The 18,680-nt window shown below is 70.8% G+C and carries 12 protein-coding genes; 7 read left to right on the forward strand and 5 right to left on the reverse strand.

Annotation, left to right across the window (positions count from 1 at the left end):
* Nucleotides 1-893: 893 nt before the first annotated feature.
* From IEZ13_RS24740 to IEZ13_RS24755, 4 genes are all read right to left on the reverse strand, one after another.
* Entirely contained in the window at nt 894-1,874 is a 981-nt protein-coding gene (locus IEZ13_RS24740) for a DUF3618 domain-containing protein (protein WP_183222093.1), read from the reverse strand.
* A 1,475-nt stretch (nt 1,875-3,349) separates the two neighbouring features.
* The gene (locus tag IEZ13_RS24745; RefSeq protein ID WP_183222094.1) at nt 3,350-3,766 is read right to left on the reverse strand and encodes a phage holin family protein; all 417 of its coding nucleotides are present in this window, start codon (nt 3,764-3,766) and stop codon (nt 3,350-3,352) included.
* 168 nt (nt 3,767-3,934) lie between these two features.
* Nucleotides 3,935-4,615: a response regulator gene (locus tag IEZ13_RS24750; protein ID WP_183222095.1), complete on the reverse strand. Its 681-nt coding sequence runs from the start codon at nt 4,613-4,615 to the stop codon at nt 3,935-3,937.
* Nucleotides 4,612-5,772, reverse strand: coding sequence for a sensor histidine kinase (locus tag IEZ13_RS24755; protein WP_203833821.1), 1,161 nt, complete (start codon nt 5,770-5,772; stop codon nt 4,612-4,614). The genes IEZ13_RS24750 and IEZ13_RS24755 overlap by 4 nt, the downstream gene beginning before the upstream one ends.
* 180 nt (nt 5,773-5,952) lie before the next feature.
* Between IEZ13_RS24755 and IEZ13_RS24760 the strand changes: the two genes are divergently transcribed.
* The 3 genes from IEZ13_RS24760 to IEZ13_RS46755 all read left to right on the forward strand — a co-directional run bounded on the left by IEZ13_RS24760 (nt 5,953) and on the right by IEZ13_RS46755 (nt 11,577).
* A complete protein-coding gene (locus IEZ13_RS24760) occupies nt 5,953-6,678 on the forward strand; it encodes an ABC transporter ATP-binding protein (protein WP_183222096.1) in 726 nt (241 codons plus the stop codon).
* The gene (locus IEZ13_RS24765; protein WP_183222097.1) at nt 6,672-8,918 is read left to right on the forward strand and encodes an ABC transporter permease; all 2,247 of its coding nucleotides are present in this window, start codon (nt 6,672-6,674) and stop codon (nt 8,916-8,918) included. The genes IEZ13_RS24760 and IEZ13_RS24765 overlap by 7 nt, the downstream gene beginning before the upstream one ends.
* Before the next feature lie 190 nt (nt 8,919-9,108).
* Nucleotides 9,109-11,577: a serine/threonine-protein kinase gene (locus IEZ13_RS46755; RefSeq protein WP_306421540.1), complete on the forward strand. Its 2,469-nt coding sequence runs from the start codon at nt 9,109-9,111 to the stop codon at nt 11,575-11,577.
* Between the two features lie 37 nt (nt 11,578-11,614).
* Here the strand turns inward: IEZ13_RS46755 and IEZ13_RS24775 are convergent, their stop codons facing one another.
* Nucleotides 11,615-12,949, reverse strand: a complete 1,335-nt coding sequence (locus IEZ13_RS24775; protein WP_229794974.1) for an aminotransferase class I/II-fold pyridoxal phosphate-dependent enzyme — start codon at nt 12,947-12,949, stop codon at nt 11,615-11,617.
* Between the two features lie 59 nt (nt 12,950-13,008).
* On the opposite strand from IEZ13_RS24775, the gene IEZ13_RS24780 reads away from it, so the two are divergent.
* From IEZ13_RS24780 to IEZ13_RS24795, 4 genes are all read left to right on the forward strand, one after another.
* Nucleotides 13,009-14,493, forward strand: a complete 1,485-nt coding sequence (locus IEZ13_RS24780) for a CoA-acylating methylmalonate-semialdehyde dehydrogenase (protein ID WP_183222099.1) — start codon at nt 13,009-13,011, stop codon at nt 14,491-14,493.
* A 70-nt stretch (nt 14,494-14,563) separates the two neighbouring features.
* On the forward strand, nt 14,564-15,901 hold the full coding sequence (locus tag IEZ13_RS24785; protein WP_183222100.1) for an aspartate aminotransferase family protein: 1,338 nt from the start codon (nt 14,564-14,566) through the stop codon (nt 15,899-15,901).
* Nucleotides 15,902-16,056: 155 nt separating this feature from the next.
* Complete coding sequence (locus tag IEZ13_RS24790) at nt 16,057-17,493, forward strand: gamma-aminobutyraldehyde dehydrogenase (RefSeq protein ID WP_183222101.1); 1,437 nt, start codon at nt 16,057-16,059, stop codon at nt 17,491-17,493.
* 45 nt (nt 17,494-17,538) lie between these two features.
* The gene (locus IEZ13_RS24795) at nt 17,539-18,663 is read left to right on the forward strand and encodes an ABC transporter ATP-binding protein (protein ID WP_183222102.1); all 1,125 of its coding nucleotides are present in this window, start codon (nt 17,539-17,541) and stop codon (nt 18,661-18,663) included.
* The last annotated feature ends 17 nt before the right edge of the window (nt 18,664-18,680 follow it).

Genomic DNA, 18,680 nt, shown 5'->3' on the forward strand with positions numbered 1-18,680 from the left:
GTCAAGAGTTGATTCTCCGGGTGCCCTTGATTTCCACTTCGAGCAGGCCAATTGTCCCGTGGTGTCTTGTGAGACGTTTCAAGGCTCGCCCTCGGCTGGCCGCCTACGTGCCTTCCTGTCGCCGGCGCGCCGTCCGCCGTCTTTCCCGCATCGGCCCACCCGGCGGTGCGGCGCCTTCCTCGGCGGGTCCGTGTCCGGGTGCGGGCGTCCGGCCGCTCTGCTCGTGTCCGGGGCGTCCGGGTGCGGGCGTCCGGCCGCTCCGCCAGTGTCCTTCCGGCCGCGTGGCGTACCGCTGTTCCGCCCGCGGCCCTGCCCAGTTGCCGTGCTCGGCGTCAGCGTGTTCGGTGCGGCGTCCTTGTGGTCGCCGCCGATGGCCGGGGCGGCGTAGTCGACACTTTCGCCCGCGTCCCTATCGGATCGCTGTGTTCGTAGCTGTTTCAGCCCATTCTTCGTGGAAGCTCGGCCGTCCACTCATGGCAGTGACCTCGCCGAGTCGGCTGATCTGCTACTCATGCCGGTTCGCATGATGGGAACAGTCGGCTCGCATTCGGCTGGCAACATTCCGCACGCTGGGCGATCGAGCACCTACGGTCCTTGCCGTGTTGCGACGAGTCCCGCCGGGGTGCGGTGGCCTGCCCGGGTGCGGCGGGCTTGCCGGGGTGTGGTGGGCAGCCCGCTGCGGTGGCCTGCCCGGCTGCGGTGGCCTTGCCGGGGAGCGGGTGGGCTTGTCGGGGTGTGGTGGGCTTGCCGAGCTGCGGTGGGCTGCCCGGCTGCGGTGGCCTTGCCCGCTGCGGTGGGCTCGCCGGGGTGCCGTGGGCTTGCCGTGATATTACGGGCCACGTCGTGAGGGGACGGGGTCCCGCCGTGGTACGGCGGGGCCCGTCAGCGAACGATCAGCGGAGTCTTCGGCGGATGACCGCCACGGCGATTGCGGCGACCACCAGACCTACGCCGATCCAGACGTAGCGCTTCCGCTTGTCGGGCATCCGGTCCGGCATCGCGCCGATCGCCGACGAAGCGCGTTCGCGCATTGTGCCGATCGCCTCGGAAGCACGCCCGGGCAAAGTGCCGATCGCGGTGGTGGCGCGCTCCGCCGCATCAGCGGCGCTCTCGGCGAGGTGGGTGCGGGTCTCCGCCGTGGCCTGCCGCATTCCGCCGTGCTCGGCTGGATCAGCCGCCCGATGGCCGTGATGCTGCCCGGTTTTGCCGGTCAGGGAACCCATCACGTCGCCCGCTGCCTCCTTGAGCCGGGCCGGTTCGGCTTTCGAAGCCAGGTTGCCCGCCGACTCCGCCAGTCGGCTGCTCTTGTCCGCGACCGTCGCGGCGATCTGTCCGCTCTTTTCGGCCACGGTGTCGGAGACCTTCCCGCTCTTCTCCGCCACGGTGTCAGCGATCTGTCCGCTCTTTTCGGCCGCGGCCTGCTTGATCCTCCCAGGCACGTCCATCTTCGCGGCCAGGGCCGCCGCAGTCTCGCCCAGTTCGGCCCTGGTCTGCTCGATCTCGGCGCGCAGTGCGTCGGCCCGCTCCGAGGCGTCCCCACCCTCACCGTTGCGGACTCGCTCCGCCGCGGCGTGCACTTCCTCGCTCCGCTTGTTGTTCGGCGTTGCGTCTGCGGTGGTCGGGGTCTTGTCGGGTGTGTTGTTCGGCGTTGCCTCTGCGGTGGTGGAGGTCTTGTCGGATGTGTTGTTCCGCGCTGTGTCCGCGGTGGTCGGGGTCTTGTCCTGCTCGTCCTTCCGTTCCGCGTGGGCGCTGGCCGGAGGCGCGCCGTGCTGTTGCGTGCTCGCCGTACTCGATGTCGCGATGGGCTCAGCCGTCTCCACATCATGCGCAGGCCGGGTGGCCGCCGTCTGCGTTCCAGGTGCGCTGGTGCTCATGTCTGCGACGTGGGCTCCGGCGGGGCTTTTCGTCCCCGGTACAGCGTTGGAAGCGGCTCCAGCGCCGGACATGGCGCCGTTTCCAACTGCGCCCGCCGCTGCCGTCGAGCCCGGCGTGGGCACGGTCGCCCGGCCCGTCGCCCGCTCCTTGGCAGCCTCGGGCGAGCTGGTGCCCGGCCTCGAGTGACCACTCGCCGCGACGCTCGACGGCGGCGGCTTGGCCATCGCACCGGTACCCGATGCCGTTGCCGATTCGCCCGCGCCCATCGGTGGGGTGGACTTGGGCGCATTCGTGTCCGACGGGCGACCGGCCCTGGATGGCGGTGTTGGTTTGGTCGACGTGTTGGTGCCTGTTGTCGGCGGGCTGCCGGTCCTGGAGCTTGCCGGTGGTGTGGGTTTGGCTGCCGCGCTCGTGCCCGTTGGCGATGGGCTACCGGACTCCGAGCGTGGCGGTGTGGGCTCGGGCCCTCGGGTGCCGCTCGCTGTAGTGCCCTCTTTGCTTATTTTTGTAGTGTGATGACCTGTTCTAGGCGTGGTTGAGGCGCCCGAGTGAGCCAGCGTGGGTGAGGCCGGCTTTTGCGTTCCCGGCCTGCCGGAGTGCTCTCCGCCGGTGGTCGGCGGAGGGGTGTCGGGTGTCTCCGTGCCGCCGTACTGTCCTGAATCGCTGCCCGGTTGCCCGGCACCCACTGGTGGAGTCGGCTTAGCCACCGCACCGGTGGGCGACGATCGATGCCCCGAGGTGGCTGCGGGCGGCGGCGCCGGTTTGGGTGTGCCGGCCTTGCGTGGAGGTTCCGTGTGGCTGGGCGGGATGCTAGCCGGCGACGATGTGGGTTTGGGCGTCCCCGAACTACCGGAACGCGCGGTACCTTCACCCGCCGATGAGGCGCCCCCCGCGGGCGGCGCGTTTCCTGTGGCCTCTCCCGCAGTCCCGGCGGCGCTGGTGGTCACCGTGCTGCGTGAGGCCGGTCCCGGAGTCACGGTGCTGTGTGAACTCTGCTCCGTTGCCTTGGTGTTGTGCGAACCCGATGCCGGGGATGCGGCGCCGTGCGCACCCGTTGTGGGTGTCGAGCTGCTGTGTGTCCCAGGTCCGGGTGTCGGTTTGCTGTGTGTCCCAGGTCCGGGTGTCGGTTTGCTGTGTGTCCCAGGTCCGGGTGTCGGTTTGCTGTGTGCGCCTGATCCGGGTTCGGGTTTGGTGTGTGCGGCCGGGACGTTCTGGGCGCCAGCCTGATCACTCCGCATACCGCTGGTCGGCTTGTCTGTCGCCGACCTGCTCATCGAGCTCGCCCCCGAAGGTCCGGTCACATCGCCCGTGCTCGGCTTACGACTGCCGGCCGGTGTGGTCGTGGGCGCCTTACCCGTATCGCCCGTCGGGGCGGCGTTGTCGGGTGCCCGGCTTGATGCTGGTGGGCCCGGCTTGGGCCGGTTGTGGCTGGCGGAGGACCGGCGTGCCTCTGCGCGGTTGCCGTTGGAGGCGTTCATGCGTGCGTCCCACGCCGGGCAGCCGCCATGAACTCGTTCACGTCCTTGCGGCCGCTGGCGATCGCCGCGTCAGGAGTCGGCGGCACCGCCTCTCGGATCTCCCGTCTGCCGGCGATCGCCGTGATCCCGGCGGCGCAGAGCAGAATCACCGTCACGGTCAGGGCGGCCGCCCACATCGGCATGACCAGCGACAGGGCCGCAACAGCGGTGAACAGCAGGGCGCCCATCCCGTACAGCGCGATCACCCCGGCTCCGCCGAGCAGACCCGCGCCCTTTCCGGCCTTCTTGCCTTTCTCGACCATCTCGATCCGGGCGAGTGCCAGTTCGTCCCGAGCCAGGGTGGTCACCTGCTCACTGAGCTGACTGACCAACTCCGCGGTCGATTGGTCGATTCGTGGGTCTGTGTGGGTCATCGTCCCCCTCCGTCCTGCACGGTTCTCCGCGACAGACGTACCCCGGCTAATGCTGACTAATCGCCCTTCCGCTCTCCCGAAATGCCAGAAAAGTGATGAACCATCGGATTGGCGCGCCTTCCGGTCTTTGGACCGGAGCTGTGCCGAACCCCGTGGCGAAGGGCCGACTCACCTGGCTGGGATCACCAGGCCGGTTTCGTAGGCGACGATGACGAGCTGGGCTCGGTCGCGCGCCTGTAGCTTGGCGAGCAGCCGCCCGATGTGGGTTTTTACCGTGGCGAGGCTGAGCTGCAGGTGTGACGCGATCTCCAGGTTGGAGAGGCCGCTGCCGACCAGAAACAGCACTTCACATTCGCGATCGGTGACGTTCTCCAGGTCGGTGGAGGGTCGTCCGGCAGGCTCGGGCAGACCGGCGAAGTGCGCGATCAGCCTCCGGGTGATCGCCGGCGCGAGTAGCGCGTCGCCGTCGGCGACCACCCGGACAGCAGTGATCAGGTCGGCTGGCACCACATCCTTGAGAAGGAAGCCACTGGCACCGGCCCGCAATGCGGCGAAGACATACTCGTCGTAGTCGAACGTGGTGAGGATGAGGACCCTGGTCCCCGGGTTGGCGGCCGAACCGCAGATCCGGCGGGTGGCCTCGATCCCGTCCATGTCCGGCATGCGGATATCCATCAGGATGACATCCGGCTTCTCCTGCCGTGCCAGCGTGACCGCCTCCTCTCCGGTGCCGGCCTCGCCGACCACCACCAGGTCGGGCGTGGTGTCGAGGAGCAGCCGAAAGCTGGCTCTCAACAGCGCCTGATCATCGACGATCAGCACCCGGATCGGCGTCCCCGGGGCGGTCACGACGGTGATCCGTACGGCAGGGTTGCGACGACGGCGTAACCGCCCCCGGGACGCGGGCCGGCGCTGAACGTGCCGCCATGGGCCGCGACGCGTTCCCGCATCCCGGCGAGGCCTGTCCCGCCGACCGCCGGAGCGGGATGCCGTCTGCCGTCGTCGGTGACCTCGATCCGCAGGTGGTCGACGGCACCCAGGACGTCGACCCGGCACGTCGCCGGGGCGGCATGCCGGACCACGTTGGTCAGCGACTCCTGGACGATGCGGTAGGCGGCCAGCGCGACCGGCTCGGGAAGGTCCCGGCTCCCGTGGACGTCCAGGTCCACCGCCACCCCGGCGGCCTGGGCACGGTCGGCGAGCCCGGTGAGGTCCCGCAGAGTCGGGGCCACGTCGTACACCGGCTCGGTCCGCAACGCGCCGACCGTCCGCCGTAACTCGGCAAGCGCGCTCCGGCTCGCCGACTCGATCACCTCGAGGGCGGCGAGCGCCTCCTCCGGCCGCTGCCGGGCGACGTGGTTGGCGACGCCCGCCTTCACCGCGATCAGGCTCAGGCTGTGCCCGACCGCGTCGTGCATCTCCCGGGCGATCCGCAGTCTTTCCTCGGCGACCGCCCGGGCGGTCGCCTGCGCGGCTGTCAGCTCGGAGTGGCGTCGCCGCTCCCGCAGCGTCCATCCGACAGCCCAGCTGGCGCCACACACCAGCGTGGTGAACGCCATCCCGGCGAGCCCGGGATTCTCCGGTGTCCGGGTCCCATACCAACTTCCGAACACCACACCGCAGAGCAACAGCGCCGACGCACCCAGGGCCGTCCACTGCCCTCGCGAGCCGGCCACGTGACGGCCGACGTTGTAGAGCGCGGCGCCGACGACGAGCAGCGGAGCGGGCGAGGCGTAATCCGGGATGATCCCGGTGCCCAGGAGCGCGGTCGTGGCCACCGCGACGGCGACGGCCACCGAGACCGGCCACCGGCGCCGGACGGCGAGCGGCGCGCTGATCACGGTCGCCGCGACCACGGCCAGCCAGCCTGGTTCCGCCAGCCGGTCCGCTCGGGTCTCCGCCGCCGCATACCAGCACAGCACACCGGCACCGGCGGCGAGTGAGAGATCCGCGGCCAAACGCGCCACCGGACCGGGGCGCAGTGTCAGGAACGACGAAGCGGGCACGGAGCGAGCGTAGCCATCGACGTCGCCGGAGCGCGTCGGTCCACAGTCGGTCAGACCCTGGTATGACCTGGCGCTTCACGCCCACCCGTGGTCGGACGCCGCAAATCGGCCCACGGCCCGACGACTTCCGCGCACCGAGCCGCGAACCTCGATTCCAGCACCGCGACCCGAGGAGAGGGCATGACAGTCCGGTTGGATGACGTGGGCAAGACGTATGACGGTGGCGCCGGCCCGGTGACCGCGCTCGACGGGGTGACCGCCACTTTCGACGAGGGCACCTTCACCGCGGTGATGGGGCCCTCGGGCTCCGGCAAGTCGACCCTTCTGCACTGCGCGGCCGGGCTGGAGCCGCCGACATCGGGAGCAGTGACGATCGCCGGGACGCGCCTGGGAGAGCTGGACGAGACCGCGCTGACCAGGCTGCGACGGGACCGGGTCGGCTTCGTCTTCCAGGATTTCAATCTGGTGTCCTCGCTGACCGCCGCACAGAACGTCGCTTTGCCACTACGGCTCGCCGGACGGCGGGCCGACAGCGAACGGGTGCGGGCGGCCCTCGCCGAGGTCGGGCTAGCGGACCGGATCGGGCACCGCCCGCGCGAGCTCTCCGGAGGCCAGCAGCAGCGGGTTGCGATCGCCCGGGCCCTGTTCACCAGGCCGGCGGTGCTGTTCGCCGACGAGCCGACCGGCGCTCTCGACAACCGCACCTCCCATCAGGTCCTGACGCTGCTGCGTGAGCTGGTCGACCGGCACGGGCGCACGGTGGTCATGGTGACCCACGATCCGGTGTCGGCCGCTGTCGCCGATAGAGTGGTGCTCATGGTGGACGGGCGGATCACCGACGAGTTGACGGGTGTGGACGCGGCCGGTGTGGCGGACCGGATGACCGCGCTGGAGCGGTCGTGCTGACCCGGGGCCGGGCCGGCACATTCGTCGCGGTCCTGATCGGCACGTTCATCGTCACCACGTTCCTGCTGCTGCTGACGTCGGGCCGGCCACGAGTTCCGGATCGCTTCGCCGGCTCCGCCGCCGTGGTGCAGAGCCCGGCGCCGGACAACCGGCCCGACGAGTTCGCCGAGCCGGTGCCCTGGCCGGCCGAAACCGTGGCGTCGCTGGTGGAGCGCCTTCGTGCGGTGCCCGGAGTCACCGGTGTGACCGTCGACCGCGACTTCTACGCGCAGCCGGTGCTCGACGGCCGCGCGGTCGCCGACAGCATTCACGGGCACGCCTGGCACGGGACGGACCAGGCCGGGGCCGTCGTCGACCGAGAGCTGGGTGTCGCGGTCGGCGAATCGATGACCCTGCTGACCGGGGCCGGTCCGGAGCAGTGGCTGGTCACCGGGCACACCGACTGGCCGGGCGTCCATCTGCCGGAGGCGGCGGCGGGTCGCTTGGCACCGGGGGTCCGGGCGATCAGCGTCGAGGGAGCCGCGGATCCGGTGGCGCTCCAGGCCGCGGTCGGTGCCTACGGGACCGTGCTGACCGGCGACGAGCGAGGGCTCGCCGAGCCGCGATCCGACGCCCGGACTCGCTGGATCGGCATGCAGATCCTCACCGCGACCGCCGCGGTCGCGGGGTTCGCGTGTGTGTTCCTGGTGGCGTCGACGTCCGCCTACGAGGTGAACCAGCGCCGGTGCGAGATCGGCTTGCTTCGAGCGGTGGGCGCCACTCCGCGGCAGGTCCGCGCCATGCTCTACCGGTCGGCACTGCTGCTCGGTGCCGTGGCGTCAGCGGTGGGTTTGCTTCTGGGGTCGCTTGCCGCCGTGCCACTGGCCGCTGTCCTGGTGGCGGCCGGTCTGGAGCCGGCCGGATACACGGTGCGCTGGGACCCGGGAGTGCTCGCCGCAGCACTCGCCGTCGGCCCGCTGCTGTCGCTGGCCGGCACCATGACCGCGGCGCGCCGCGTGTCACGGGTCGGTCCTCTGGAGGCGCTGCGGGTCGCCGAACTGGAGCAACGCGCGATGAGCCGCGTGCGCTGGGCGTTCGGGTCGGTCGCCGGCGCCGCCGCGGTCACTGCCGGCGCCGCGGCGGCGGCCTCCGGTGACATGCGGGAGTTCGGGACGTACGCCCTGCTCGGCGCGATGGCGTTGATCGCGGCGTTCGCGCTGCTCGCACCGGCCGTGGTGCCCGCGTTGATCCGGATGCTGCTCGCACCGCTCTCGGGGGTCATCACCACCCTGGCGCGGGAGAGTGCCCGGACCGCCGTGCGGCGCACCGCATCGACCGCCGCACCCGTGCTGTTCACCGTGGCATTCGCGGTGTTCGTCACCGGCACGGTCCAGACCTCGAACGCCGCCTTCGACTCGGAGCGCGCGGCCACCGTCCCGGCGGGACAGATCCTGGTGCCGGACGGCACTCCCGGCCTGCACGACGGTGTCGCGCCCGAAGCCCCACTCGACACCACCGCCTACCTCGGCCAGCGTGCCGTGACCGTCATCGGCGACGAGCGGGTCGCCCAGGGGACGGCCCTGGTCGCGGGGACGGAGACGGAGCGGGGCGCCTCGGTTCCCGGCCAGGTCATCGTGACGTTCGACGACGGATCGACCGAGACACTGCGGGTGACCGGGACAGCACCACCAGGCCCGTTCACGTCCGGATTGATCGTGGCTCGCGACACGGTCCGGAAGCACGATCCGTCAGCGCTCGCTCCCGCGGCCTATCCGGCGCCGGACAGCGCGCCCGGTCCCGGAGCCCGGAAGGCGGCGCCGGCCGACCTGGCCCGCCAGATCGAGGCTGAGGACGACCGGCTGATCGGCGTCTTCACCCTTCTGCTGCTTGCCGTCTCGGCCGGTGCCGGGGCGATCACCGTGGCCAACACGCTGCTCATGACGGCCCGACACCGGCGTTCCGACTATCGGGCGCTTCGGTTGGCCGGCGCGACCCGCGGCCAGGTTCTCCGGGCGGTGGCCCTGGAGACCACCTTGGCCGTGGCGATCGGCTCCCTGCTGGGCGGCACCGCGGGGTTGATCGCGATCGCCGGATCGGCGCGTTCCCTCAGCGCCCAGACCGGCCAGGACGTGCCGGTCCTGGTGTCGTGGCCGGTTCTCGCCGCCACCGTGCTGACGTGCCTGCTTCTCGCTGTCGGCGCCGCCACCATCCCGGCCGCCCGCCTGGTCCGCCGCCAATCGTCGGCCGGCCTGGCGACCTGACGAGTGACGTGTGATGCCAGTGGTCAGCCGGCGCAGTGAAATGGCGTACCCCGAAGTGATCCTGGTAGCGGGCCGGCGTCAAGAGGGGCGGCGCAGCGGGAAGGCTGTGCTGTGGCGAAGAGAGAAGGACGGGGTGGGACGACGGTGGTGCGGGGCTCGTGCAGCGCCCGTCCGGACTGAGGGCGGAGGCATGTCCGATGTGCCGTGTGGGACGGATGGGGGGCTCGCATTACGGGTGCGCCTGGCGGGTATAACGGTGCGCATGCCTGATGCGCCTGTGCTCCTCGCCGGACGGTACCGGCTGGGCGAGAGCCTCGGCCGCGGAGGAATGGGGCAGGTTCGGCTCGCCCGGGACGAGACCCTGCAGCGGGACGTCGCGATCAAGGAGATCGACCAGCCGCTCGGTGGGGACGGCGCGAGTTCCGCTCGGCGCACGCTCCGGGAGGCGCGCGCGGCGGCCCGGATCAGTCACCCCAACGTCGTCCAGGTGTACGACGTGCTGCAACTCGCCGACCGCACCTGGATCGTCATGGAGTACGTGCCGTCACGGTCGCTGCGGGAGGAGATCGCCGAGCAGGGGCGGCTGGATCCGTACCGGGTGGCGAGGATCGGCCTGGACCTCCTCGCCGCCCTGCGTACCGCACACCGGCTCGGTGTGGAGCACCGCGACGTGAAACCGGCGAACGTGCTGCTCGCCGACAACGGACGGGTGCTGCTCACCGACTTCGGCATCGCGGCCGTCGACGACGACGGAGTGATCAGCCGTTCCGACATCCTGGTCGGTTCGCCGCAGTTCATGGCCCCGGAGCGGGCGCAGAGCGGAGCCAGCGGCCGGGAGGCCGATCTGTGGTCGCTCGGCGCGACGCTGTACGCGGCCATCGAGGGCCACGCGCCCTACCAGCGAGGTTCCACCATGGCAACCCTCGCCGCCCTGGCCACCGAGGAGCCTGACCCGCCGAAGCACGCTGGTCCGCTTCGGCCGCTGCTCGACGGTCTGCTCAGGAAGAATCCGGCCATCCGCCTCACCGCGGAGGACGCCGAAAGCCGTCTCCGCGCCATCCTCGCCAACCTGTCGCCGGACAGCAGCCGTGGCATGGCCGGACCGATCCGGCGGGCTACCGGCAGAGTTCCCCACCCACGGGCCGCGAGCGATCCACTGCCGGCCGCAGGCGCGGCCGGCGCGACCGGAGAGGGCGAGCCCGGCGGCGGTCGGGCGTCCGTGGCCGCCACCGGACCGCATCGCGAGGCGGTAGCGGCGGCCGGGCAACCTCCCGCGGCCATGGGTGAAGGCGGCACAGCGGGGTCGAACGATGTCCAGGCTCCGGTGGTCGTGGATGACGGTGGTGCGGCGGCGTCAGATGTCGCCCACACTTCGGCGGCCGAGGAAGGAGCTACCGCCGGTGGCGCTCAGGCATCCGAGGACGAGGCACTGTCCGACAGGGGCGCCAACGTCGTGGGCCTGGGCGCAGCAGTTGCGGGCGGCACCAAGGAGGCCGGCCGGTCGGAGGACGCCGCGGGGCCGGGGCTCGAGGCGGCGCTCGGTGCGGGTGGCGGGCCGGGGGACGCTGCGGGGCCGGGGCTCGAGGCGGCGCTCGATGCGGGTGGCGGGCCGGGGGACGCTGCGGGGCCGGGGCTTGACGCGCCGCTCGATGTGGATGGCGGGCCGGGGGACGCTGCGGCGTCAGGGCTTGACGCGGCGCTCGATGTGGGCGGCCGATCGATGGACGCTGCGGGAAAGGGCGCCCGAGAGCCAGACACGGTGGTAGACGGAGCCCCGCCCGGCGGAGCCGCGCTTGACGGCGGCGCGTCCGGCGGCGGCGCGGACGATGGGTCCGGCGCTGCGGAGGCTCCTACCAGGGTCGATGGCGAGCCGGTGAGTGGGGCGAACCGTGTGGGCGGCGGCGTGTCCCGAGGAGTGGCGACAATCCAGGGCGCGGCCGGTCGTGGCGAGCTGTCGACGGTTCGGACGGCGCCCGGCCGGCCTCGTCGCCTGATTCTGGTGGCCGCGGCGATCGTCGTGGTCCTTCTGGCCGGGGGGATCTGGCTCATCACCGGCCGGGGCGGCGGAACCCCGGCGGCGGACGAGAAGGAGGCGGGCGCTACCGCTACGGCGGGCACCCCCGAAGCGGCTCCGTCGCGGGCCCCGGAGAGCGCGCCGGCCACCCAGAACGCTCAGGCGCCGTCACCATCGCCGTCTCCGGAGGAGGGGGACGGGCGACCGGTGCTGCCGGCCGGCTGGGAGCTGTACACGGACAGGACGGGTTTCTCGCTGTACGTGCCGAAGGGCTGGAGGCGGACGAAGGAGGGCACGATCGTCTACTTCCGTGGGGACGGCAAGGTTCTCGGCATCGATCAGACGAACAAGCCTCGGTCGAACCCGGTGGCCGATTGGCGTGGGCAGGCCCGGAACCGGGTGTCGGGAGGCGACTTCCCGGGTTACCGGGAGGTGAAGATCGCGGCGGTGGACTACTTCCGGAAGGCCGCCGACTGGGAGTTCACCTTCGACCGCGGCGGTGCCCGCCAGCATGTCAACAACCGCGGCACGGTGGTACGTGACGACAAGGCCTACGGCTTCTACTGGCAGACCCGCGACGACGTCTGGGACGAGTCCCGCAGGGATCTCCAGTTGGTGTTCGACAGTTTCCGGCCGGCGCAGTGACCGGCGGGGCGCGGGGACGGGAACGGGATGGCGAAGGTCAACGGGGGATCGGCCGGGCCGCCGCCTGAGCGGCCCTGGCCAAATGGTCCGCCACCGCCGCGTGGTCTTCGGTGACCAGCCCGACGGTCACCCGGAGGTGCGGCGTCATGCCCGGCCCGACCGCGAAGGCGATGCCTGCGGCGGCCCCGATTCCGGCGCTGGCCAGGCTCAGCAACGCGGCCTGCTCGTCGGCGACCGGCAGCCAGATGTTGAGGCCCTCGCCGGGCGGCAGTTCGATGCCCGACGCCGCGAGGCCGGTGGTGATCAGGCGCCGCCGTCGGGCGTACTCGTCCCGGGCGGCGCGCACGGCCGCGATCGACGCCGGGTCGGTGAGCAGGCTGAGCAGGAGGTGTTGCAGGAGCCGGCTGGTCCACCCCTGGCCGAGCAGTCGCCGCTCCAGGATCGGGTCGAGGACGGTGGCCGGCCCGCTCACCGCCGCGAGCCGCAGGTCGGGCCCGTGCGACTTGGAGAAGCTGCGCACGTGCACGGTCTGCCGGGGCAGCCTGGACCCCATCGACAGGAGCGGCCCGGATGCCAGGTCACCGGCGGAATCGTCCTCCACCACGTACACCTCGGGATGTTGAGCGAGAACCTCGGCGAGCGCGCCGGCCCGCGACGGTGACCACGACGCGCCGGTGGGGTTGAGGGCCCGGGGTTGCAGGAAGACGGCGGCGGGCCGCCGGGCCAGGCCCGCGGCGAGCTGGTCCGGCAGCATGCCGGAGGCGTCGGTGCCGACGCCGGCCACTGTCACGCCGAGCGTTTCGAGCAGGTCGAGCAGCGGGGGGAAGCAGGGGTTCTCGACGAGGGCCAGGTCGCCGAGGCGCAGCAGCGTGGAGGCCACGTGGTCGATGGCGTCCATCGCCCCGTCGAAGATCGCGAGACGTTCGGCGGGGTACGGCCACCGCTCCCGCAGCAGCGCGCCCAGCTCGGGCAGAACCGGCTCGTCGAGGTAGCTGGTCGGCGCCGGGGACAGTCCGTGCAGCGCGGGGATCGGGGGCAGGAGCCGTGGATCCGGCACGCCGGTCGACAGGTCGAGCCCGAATCCGGTGGTCTGCCGCAGGGCGGCCCGGTAGCGCCCGGGCCCACCGGCGCCGGGGGTGGCGACGACCGTGCCGCGTCGTCCGTCGGTGCGGATGGTGCCGGCCCGTCGCAGCAGTTGCCACGCCGCGTTGACCGTGCTGGGGGAGAGGTGCAGTTCGGCCGCGACCGAGCGCACGGGCGGCAGTTTCGTGCCTCCGGTGAGGGCGCCCTCGCCGACGGCGCGGCTTACCGCCTCGGCGAGACCGCGTGCGCCGGGTTCGGCCAACCGCTCGATGACGGCCTGGTAGAACATTTTGTGACAGTACAACCGGAGCATTGTTCGGTCTAGTGCCGTCACATAACCTCGGCGGCATGACTCACATTGCGCACTGGATCGGCGGCGCGGAGCGTGCCGGCGAGTCCGGCCGGGTCGGCCCGGTCTTCAACCCCGCCACCGGCGAGCAGATCGCTCAGGTCGACCTGGCTTCGGCCGCCGAGGTCGCGGTCGCCGTCGCCAGCGCCAGGGAGGCCGCGAAGGCGTGGCGGGAGGCGAGCCTCTCCAGGCGCTCGGCGGTGCTGTTCAGGTTCCGCGAGCTGCTGGCCGCCCGCACCGGCGAGCTGGCCGCGATCATCACCCGCGAGCACGGCAAGGTGCTCGCCGACGCGGCCGGCGAGGTGGCCCGTGGCCTGGAGAACGTCGAGTTCGCCACCGGCGTCCCGCACCTCATGAAGGGCGGCTTCTCCGAGCAGGCCGCCACCGGGGTGGACGTCTACTCGATCCGCCAGCCGCTCGGCGTGGTCGCCGGCATCACCCCGTTCAACTTCCCGGCCATGGTCCCGTTGTGGATGTGCGCCACCGCGATCGCCTCGGGCAACGCCTTCGTGCTCAAGCCCAGCGAGAAGGACCCGTCGGCGGCGAACTGGCTGGCCGCGCTCTGGGCCGAGGCCGGTCTGCCGGCGGGTGTCTTCACCGTCGTGCACGGTGACAAGGAGGCGGTCGACGCGCTTCTCACGCACCCGGACGTCGCCGCGGTGAGCTTCGTCGGCTCGACGCCGATCGCGAAGTACATCTACGAGACTGGTACAGCGCACGGCAAGCGGGTGCAGGCCCTGGGCGGCGCGAAGAACCACATGATCGTCCTGCCGGACGCCGAGCTGGACGCGGCCGCCGACGCGGCGATCAGTGCCGGCTACGGCGCGGCCGGCGAGCGCTGCATGGCGATCTCGGTGGTGGTGGCGGTCGGCGAGATCGCGGATCCGCTGGTCGAGGCCATCGCGGCGCGACTTCCGAAGATCAAGATCGGCGATGGTACGGACCCGAACAGCGAAATGGGCCCGCTGATCAACGCCCAGCATCGTGACCGGGTCGCCGGCTACATCGCCGCCGGAGCCGACGCCGGCGCCAAGGTGATCGCCGACGGACGGGACATCTCGGACCGGCCCGGGTTCTTCCTCGGTGCGACGTTGCTCGACAACGTCACCCCCGAGATGACGGTCTACACCGACGAGATCTTCGGCCCGGTCCTGAGCATCGTCCGCGTGGACACCTACGCCGAGGCCGTCCAGCTGGTCAACGACAACGAGTACGGCAACGGCACCGCCATCTTCACCCGGGACGGCGGCGCGGCCCGGCAGTTCCAGTTCGAGGTGAACGCCGGCATGGTCGGCGTGAACGTGCCGATCCCGGTGCCGGTCGCCTACTACTCGTTCGGCGGCTGGAAGGCGTCGCTGTTCGGCGACACCCACATGTACGGCCCGGACGGCATCCACTTCTTCACCCGCAGCAAGGTCGTGACCGCCCGCTGGCCCGACCCGGGCACCTCGTCCATCGACCTCGGCTTCCCGCAGACCCGATGAGGATGATCTTGTGGCAACCGAAGTGGCGACCGAAGTGGCAACCGAAGTGACGAACGAAGTGGCAAACGAAGTGACGAACGAATTCCAGGTGCGCGCCGATGACCGCGCCCACGTCTTCCATTCCTGGTCCGCGCAGGGCCTGATCGACCCGCTGCCGGTGGAGAAAGCATTGGGCAGCCACTTCTGGGATTACTCCGGCCGTAAATATCTGGACTTTTCGTCTCAGCTCGTCAATATCAACATTGGGCACCAGCACCCGCGTCTTATCGAGGCGATCCAGGAGCAGGCCGCCAAACTCGCCACCATTGCGCCCGCCTTCGCCAACGACAAACGCGGTGAGGCGGCCCGGATGATCGCCGAGATCGCCCCCGCCGACCTGAACAAGGTGTTCTTCACCAACGGCGGCGCCGAGGCCAACGAGAACGCCATCCGGATGGCCCGGCTGCACACCGGCCGGCACAAGGTGCTGTCCACCTATCGCAGCTACCACGGCTCCACCGCCACCGCGATCACCGCCACCGGCGACCCGCGGCGCTGGCCGAACGAGCCGGTCGCGATCGGGGTCGTACATTTCTGGGGTCCTTACCCCTACCGGTCGCCGTTCCACTCGGAGAGCCCGGAGCAGGAGACTCAGCGCGCGTTGCAGCACCTGCGCGACACCATCGTCTTCGAGGGCCCGGCCACGATCGCCGCGATCCTGCTGGAGACCGTGGTCGGCACCAACGGCATTCTGGTGCCGCCGCCCGGCTACCTGGCCGGCGTCCGGGAGATCTGCGACGAGTTCGGCATCGTGTTCATCGCCGACGAGGTGATGGCGGGCTTCGGCCGGTGCGGCGAGTGGTTCGCGGTCGACCGGTGGGGCGTCGCCCCCGACCTGATCACCTTCGCCAAGGGGGTCAACTCCGGCTATCTGCCGCTGGGCGGTGTGGTGATCTCCGACGAGATCGCCGAGACGTTCCGGGAGCGGCCGTTCCCGGGTGGACTCACCTACTCCGGGCACCCGCTGGCGTGCGCGTCCGCGGTGGCCAGCATGCAGATCTTCAAGGAGGAGGGGATCGTCGAGCACGCCCGCGCGCTCGGCGACGACATCATCGGCCCTTCGTTGCACCGGATCGCGGAGAAGCACCCGAGTGTGGGCGAGGTGCGCGGGCTGGGGGTCTTCTGGGCCATCGAGTTGGTGCGTGACAGGACCACCAGGGAGCCGCTGGTAGCCTTCAACGCCGCCGGCCCGGCCGCCGCGCCGATGAACGCGGTCGCCGCCGCCTGTAAGGAGCGGGGGCTCTGGCCCTTCGTCCACTTCAACCGGCTCCACGTCGTGCCGCCGTGCACGATCTCCGCGGAGGAGCTGCGCGAGGGGCTGGCGATCCTCGACGAGGCCCTCACCGTGGCCGACGAATACACCGCCTAAAACACCGGATTGCGTCGTTGGAACGGGATCGGAGATTCTGATTCCGTTTCAACTCTGGAAATTACTTCGGATTCCCTTGCTAGCTCACTCGCCGGTGTGACAAGGTCCCTCCAGTCCGGGTGAGATCGCCCCTTGACCGGAAGGCCTGAATCCCTGTGAGCACCCCTTCTCCCGTGCTGCGCAACTTCGTCGCCGGGGCCTACACCGACACCGAGGACGGCGTCACGGCCCCGGTGATCGACCCCAGCACGGGGGAAATCTACGCGCAGGCCCCGGTCTCCTCGCCGCGGGATGTCGAGAAGGCGGTGGCGGCCGCCGAGTCGGGCTTCGAGACGTGGCGGGACAGCACCCCGGCCGAGCGTCAGCGGGCGCTCCTGAGGATCGCCGACGCGATCGAGGCGCGGTCCGAGGAGATCATCGCGGCCGAGGTCCGCAACACCGGCAAGCCGGTGGCGGCGACCCGCGCCGAGGAGATGGGCCCGCTCCTGGACGAGCTGCGTTTCTTCGCCGGCGCGGCGCGCGTCCTGGAAGGGAAGTCCGCGGGGGAGTACCTGCGGGACCACACCTCCTTCGTTCGCCGTGAGCCGATCGGCGTCTGCGCACAGATCACCCCGTGGAACTATCCGATGGTGATGGCCGTGTGGAAGTTCGCCCCCGCGCTCGCGGCCGGCAACTCCGTGGTGCTCAAGCCGTCGGACACCACCCCGGTGAGCACGCTGCTGCTGGCCGAGATCGCCGGTGAGTTCCTGCCGCCGGGCGTGCTCAACGTGGTCTGCGGCGACCGCGACACCGGCCGGGCCCTGGTCACCCACCCGGCCCCCCAGTTCGTATCGATCACCGGCTCCACCCGGGCCGGCATGGAGGTGGCCGCCGCGGCCGCACCCGACCTGAAGCGGGTCCACCTGGAACTCGGCGGCAAGGCGCCGGTCGTGGTCTTCGACGACGTCGACATCGCCGCCACCGCGGAGGCGATCGCCGGCGCCGGCTTCTTCAACGCGGGCCAGGACTGCACGGCCGCCACCCGGGTGCTGGTGCACGAGCGGATCGTCGGCGACTTCACCGCCGCCCTGGCCCAGGCCGCCAAGAACACGAGGGCCGGCGCCCCGTCCGACCCCGGCGCGTTCTTCGGCCCGGTCAACAACGCGAACCAGCTGGAGCGGGTCACCGGCTTCCTGGACCGGGCGCCGGCGCACGCCGAGGTGGCCGCCGGCGGGCACCGTATCGGTGATCGCGGCTACTTCTTCGAGCCGACGGTGGTCACCGGTCTGCGCCAGCGGGACGAGATGATCCAGGACGAGATCTTCGGCCCGGTCATCACCGTCCAGACGTTCACCGACGAGGCCGAGGCCGTGCGCTGCGCCAACGACGTCCGGTACGGGCTGAGCGCCAGCGTGTGGACGCAGAACCACGGCCGCGCCATGCGGGTCTCCCGGCGCCTGAACTTCGGCGCCGTGTGGATCAATACCCACCTACCCTTCGTCTCCGAGATGCCGCACGGCGGATACGGTCACTCCGGTTACGGCAAGGACCTTTCGATGTACGGGTTCGAGGAGTACACCCGGATCAAGCACGTGATGAGTTTCAACGGTTGATCCACCCCACCCCAGATGCCTAATCCGCCCTGCTCGAGGTGATAGATGACCACTTCTCCCCCCAAGTCGGCCGCTCATCCGGCGATCGAGTTCGTCGGCGTGCGCAAGGACTACCTGTCGCACGGTGAGGCGGTGCCCGCCGTCAGGAGCCTGGATCTGGCGATCGGGCAGGGGGAGTTCTTCTCGCTGCTCGGCCCGTCCGGCTGCGGCAAGACGACCACGATGCGGATGGTCGCCGGCTTCGAGGAGCCGACCGCCGGCCGGGTCATGCTCGACGGCAGGGACGTGACCGGGGTCGCGCCGAACAAGCGTGACGTCAACATGGTCTTCCAGTCGTACGCCCTCTTCCCGCATCTCACCGTGCGGCAGAACGTCGCCTTCGGCCTGGAGCGCAAGAAGGTCGCCAAGGCCGAGATCACCAGGCGGGTCGGCGAGATGCTCGAGATCGTCTCGCTGACCGGCATGGAGAAGCGGCAGCCCAGGGAGATGTCGGGCGGTCAGCAGCAGCGGGTCGCGCTGGCCCGGGCGCTGGTCAACCACCCGCGGGCGCTGCTTCTCGACGAGCCGCTCGGCGCGCTCGATCTCAAACTGCGCCAACAGATGCAGATCGAGCTGAAGCGGATTCAGCGCGAGGTGGGCATCACCTTCGTCTACGTCACCCACGACCAGGGTGAGGCACTCACCATGTCGGACCGCATCGCGGTCATGAACAGCGGCCTGATCGAGCAGCTCGGCTCGCCACGGGACATCTACGAGCGCCCGTCGACCCGGTTCGTGGCCGGCTTCATCGGCACCTCCAATCTCATCGACGGCCGCGTGAGCTGGGCGGACCAGGGTTACGCGGTCATCGACAAGGGCTCCGGCGAGCGGGTCGTGGTGCCTGTGCCGGGCACCGTGCCGGTCGGCCGTGACCTGGAGGTCTCGGTGCGCCCGGAGAAGATCGACCTACATCGGACGTTGCCCTCCGGCGTCACCGGGAGCCTGCTCTCCGGCACGGTCACCGAGGTGGTCTATCACGGCACCTCGACCAACTACACAGTGGCGACCTCCGATGGAACCGACCTCGTGGTGTTCGATCAGAATGCTCACGATGCAGAGGACGTCGCGTCTCGTGGTGAGCGCGTCTTCCTCACCTGGGCCCCGCAGCACTCGTACCCGATCGGAGTCTGATGTTCCAGTCCAATAAG

Origin of the sequence: Actinoplanes campanulatus, assembly GCF_014647795.1 — a bacterium.
Taxonomy (GTDB): domain Bacteria; phylum Actinomycetota; class Actinomycetes; order Mycobacteriales; family Micromonosporaceae; genus Actinoplanes; species Actinoplanes campanulatus.

Coding starts and splice junctions, on each gene's coding strand:
- IEZ13_RS24775 (WP_229794974.1), bottom strand. CDS start 12,949: ATGTTCTACCAGGCCGTCATCGAGCGGTTGGCCGAACCCGGCGCACGC.
- IEZ13_RS46755 (WP_306421540.1), top strand. CDS start 9,109: ATGTCCGATGTGCCGTGTGGGACGGATGGGGGGCTCGCATTACGGGTG.
- IEZ13_RS24795 (WP_183222102.1), top strand. CDS start 17,539: ATGACCACTTCTCCCCCCAAGTCGGCCGCTCATCCGGCGATCGAGTTC.
- IEZ13_RS24745 (WP_183222094.1), bottom strand. CDS start 3,766: ATGACCCACACAGACCCACGAATCGACCAATCGACCGCGGAGTTGGTC.
- IEZ13_RS24740 (WP_183222093.1), bottom strand. CDS start 1,874: ATGAGCACCAGCGCACCTGGAACGCAGACGGCGGCCACCCGGCCTGCG.
- IEZ13_RS24760 (WP_183222096.1), top strand. CDS start 5,953: ATGACAGTCCGGTTGGATGACGTGGGCAAGACGTATGACGGTGGCGCC.
- IEZ13_RS24780 (WP_183222099.1), top strand. CDS start 13,009: ATGACTCACATTGCGCACTGGATCGGCGGCGCGGAGCGTGCCGGCGAG.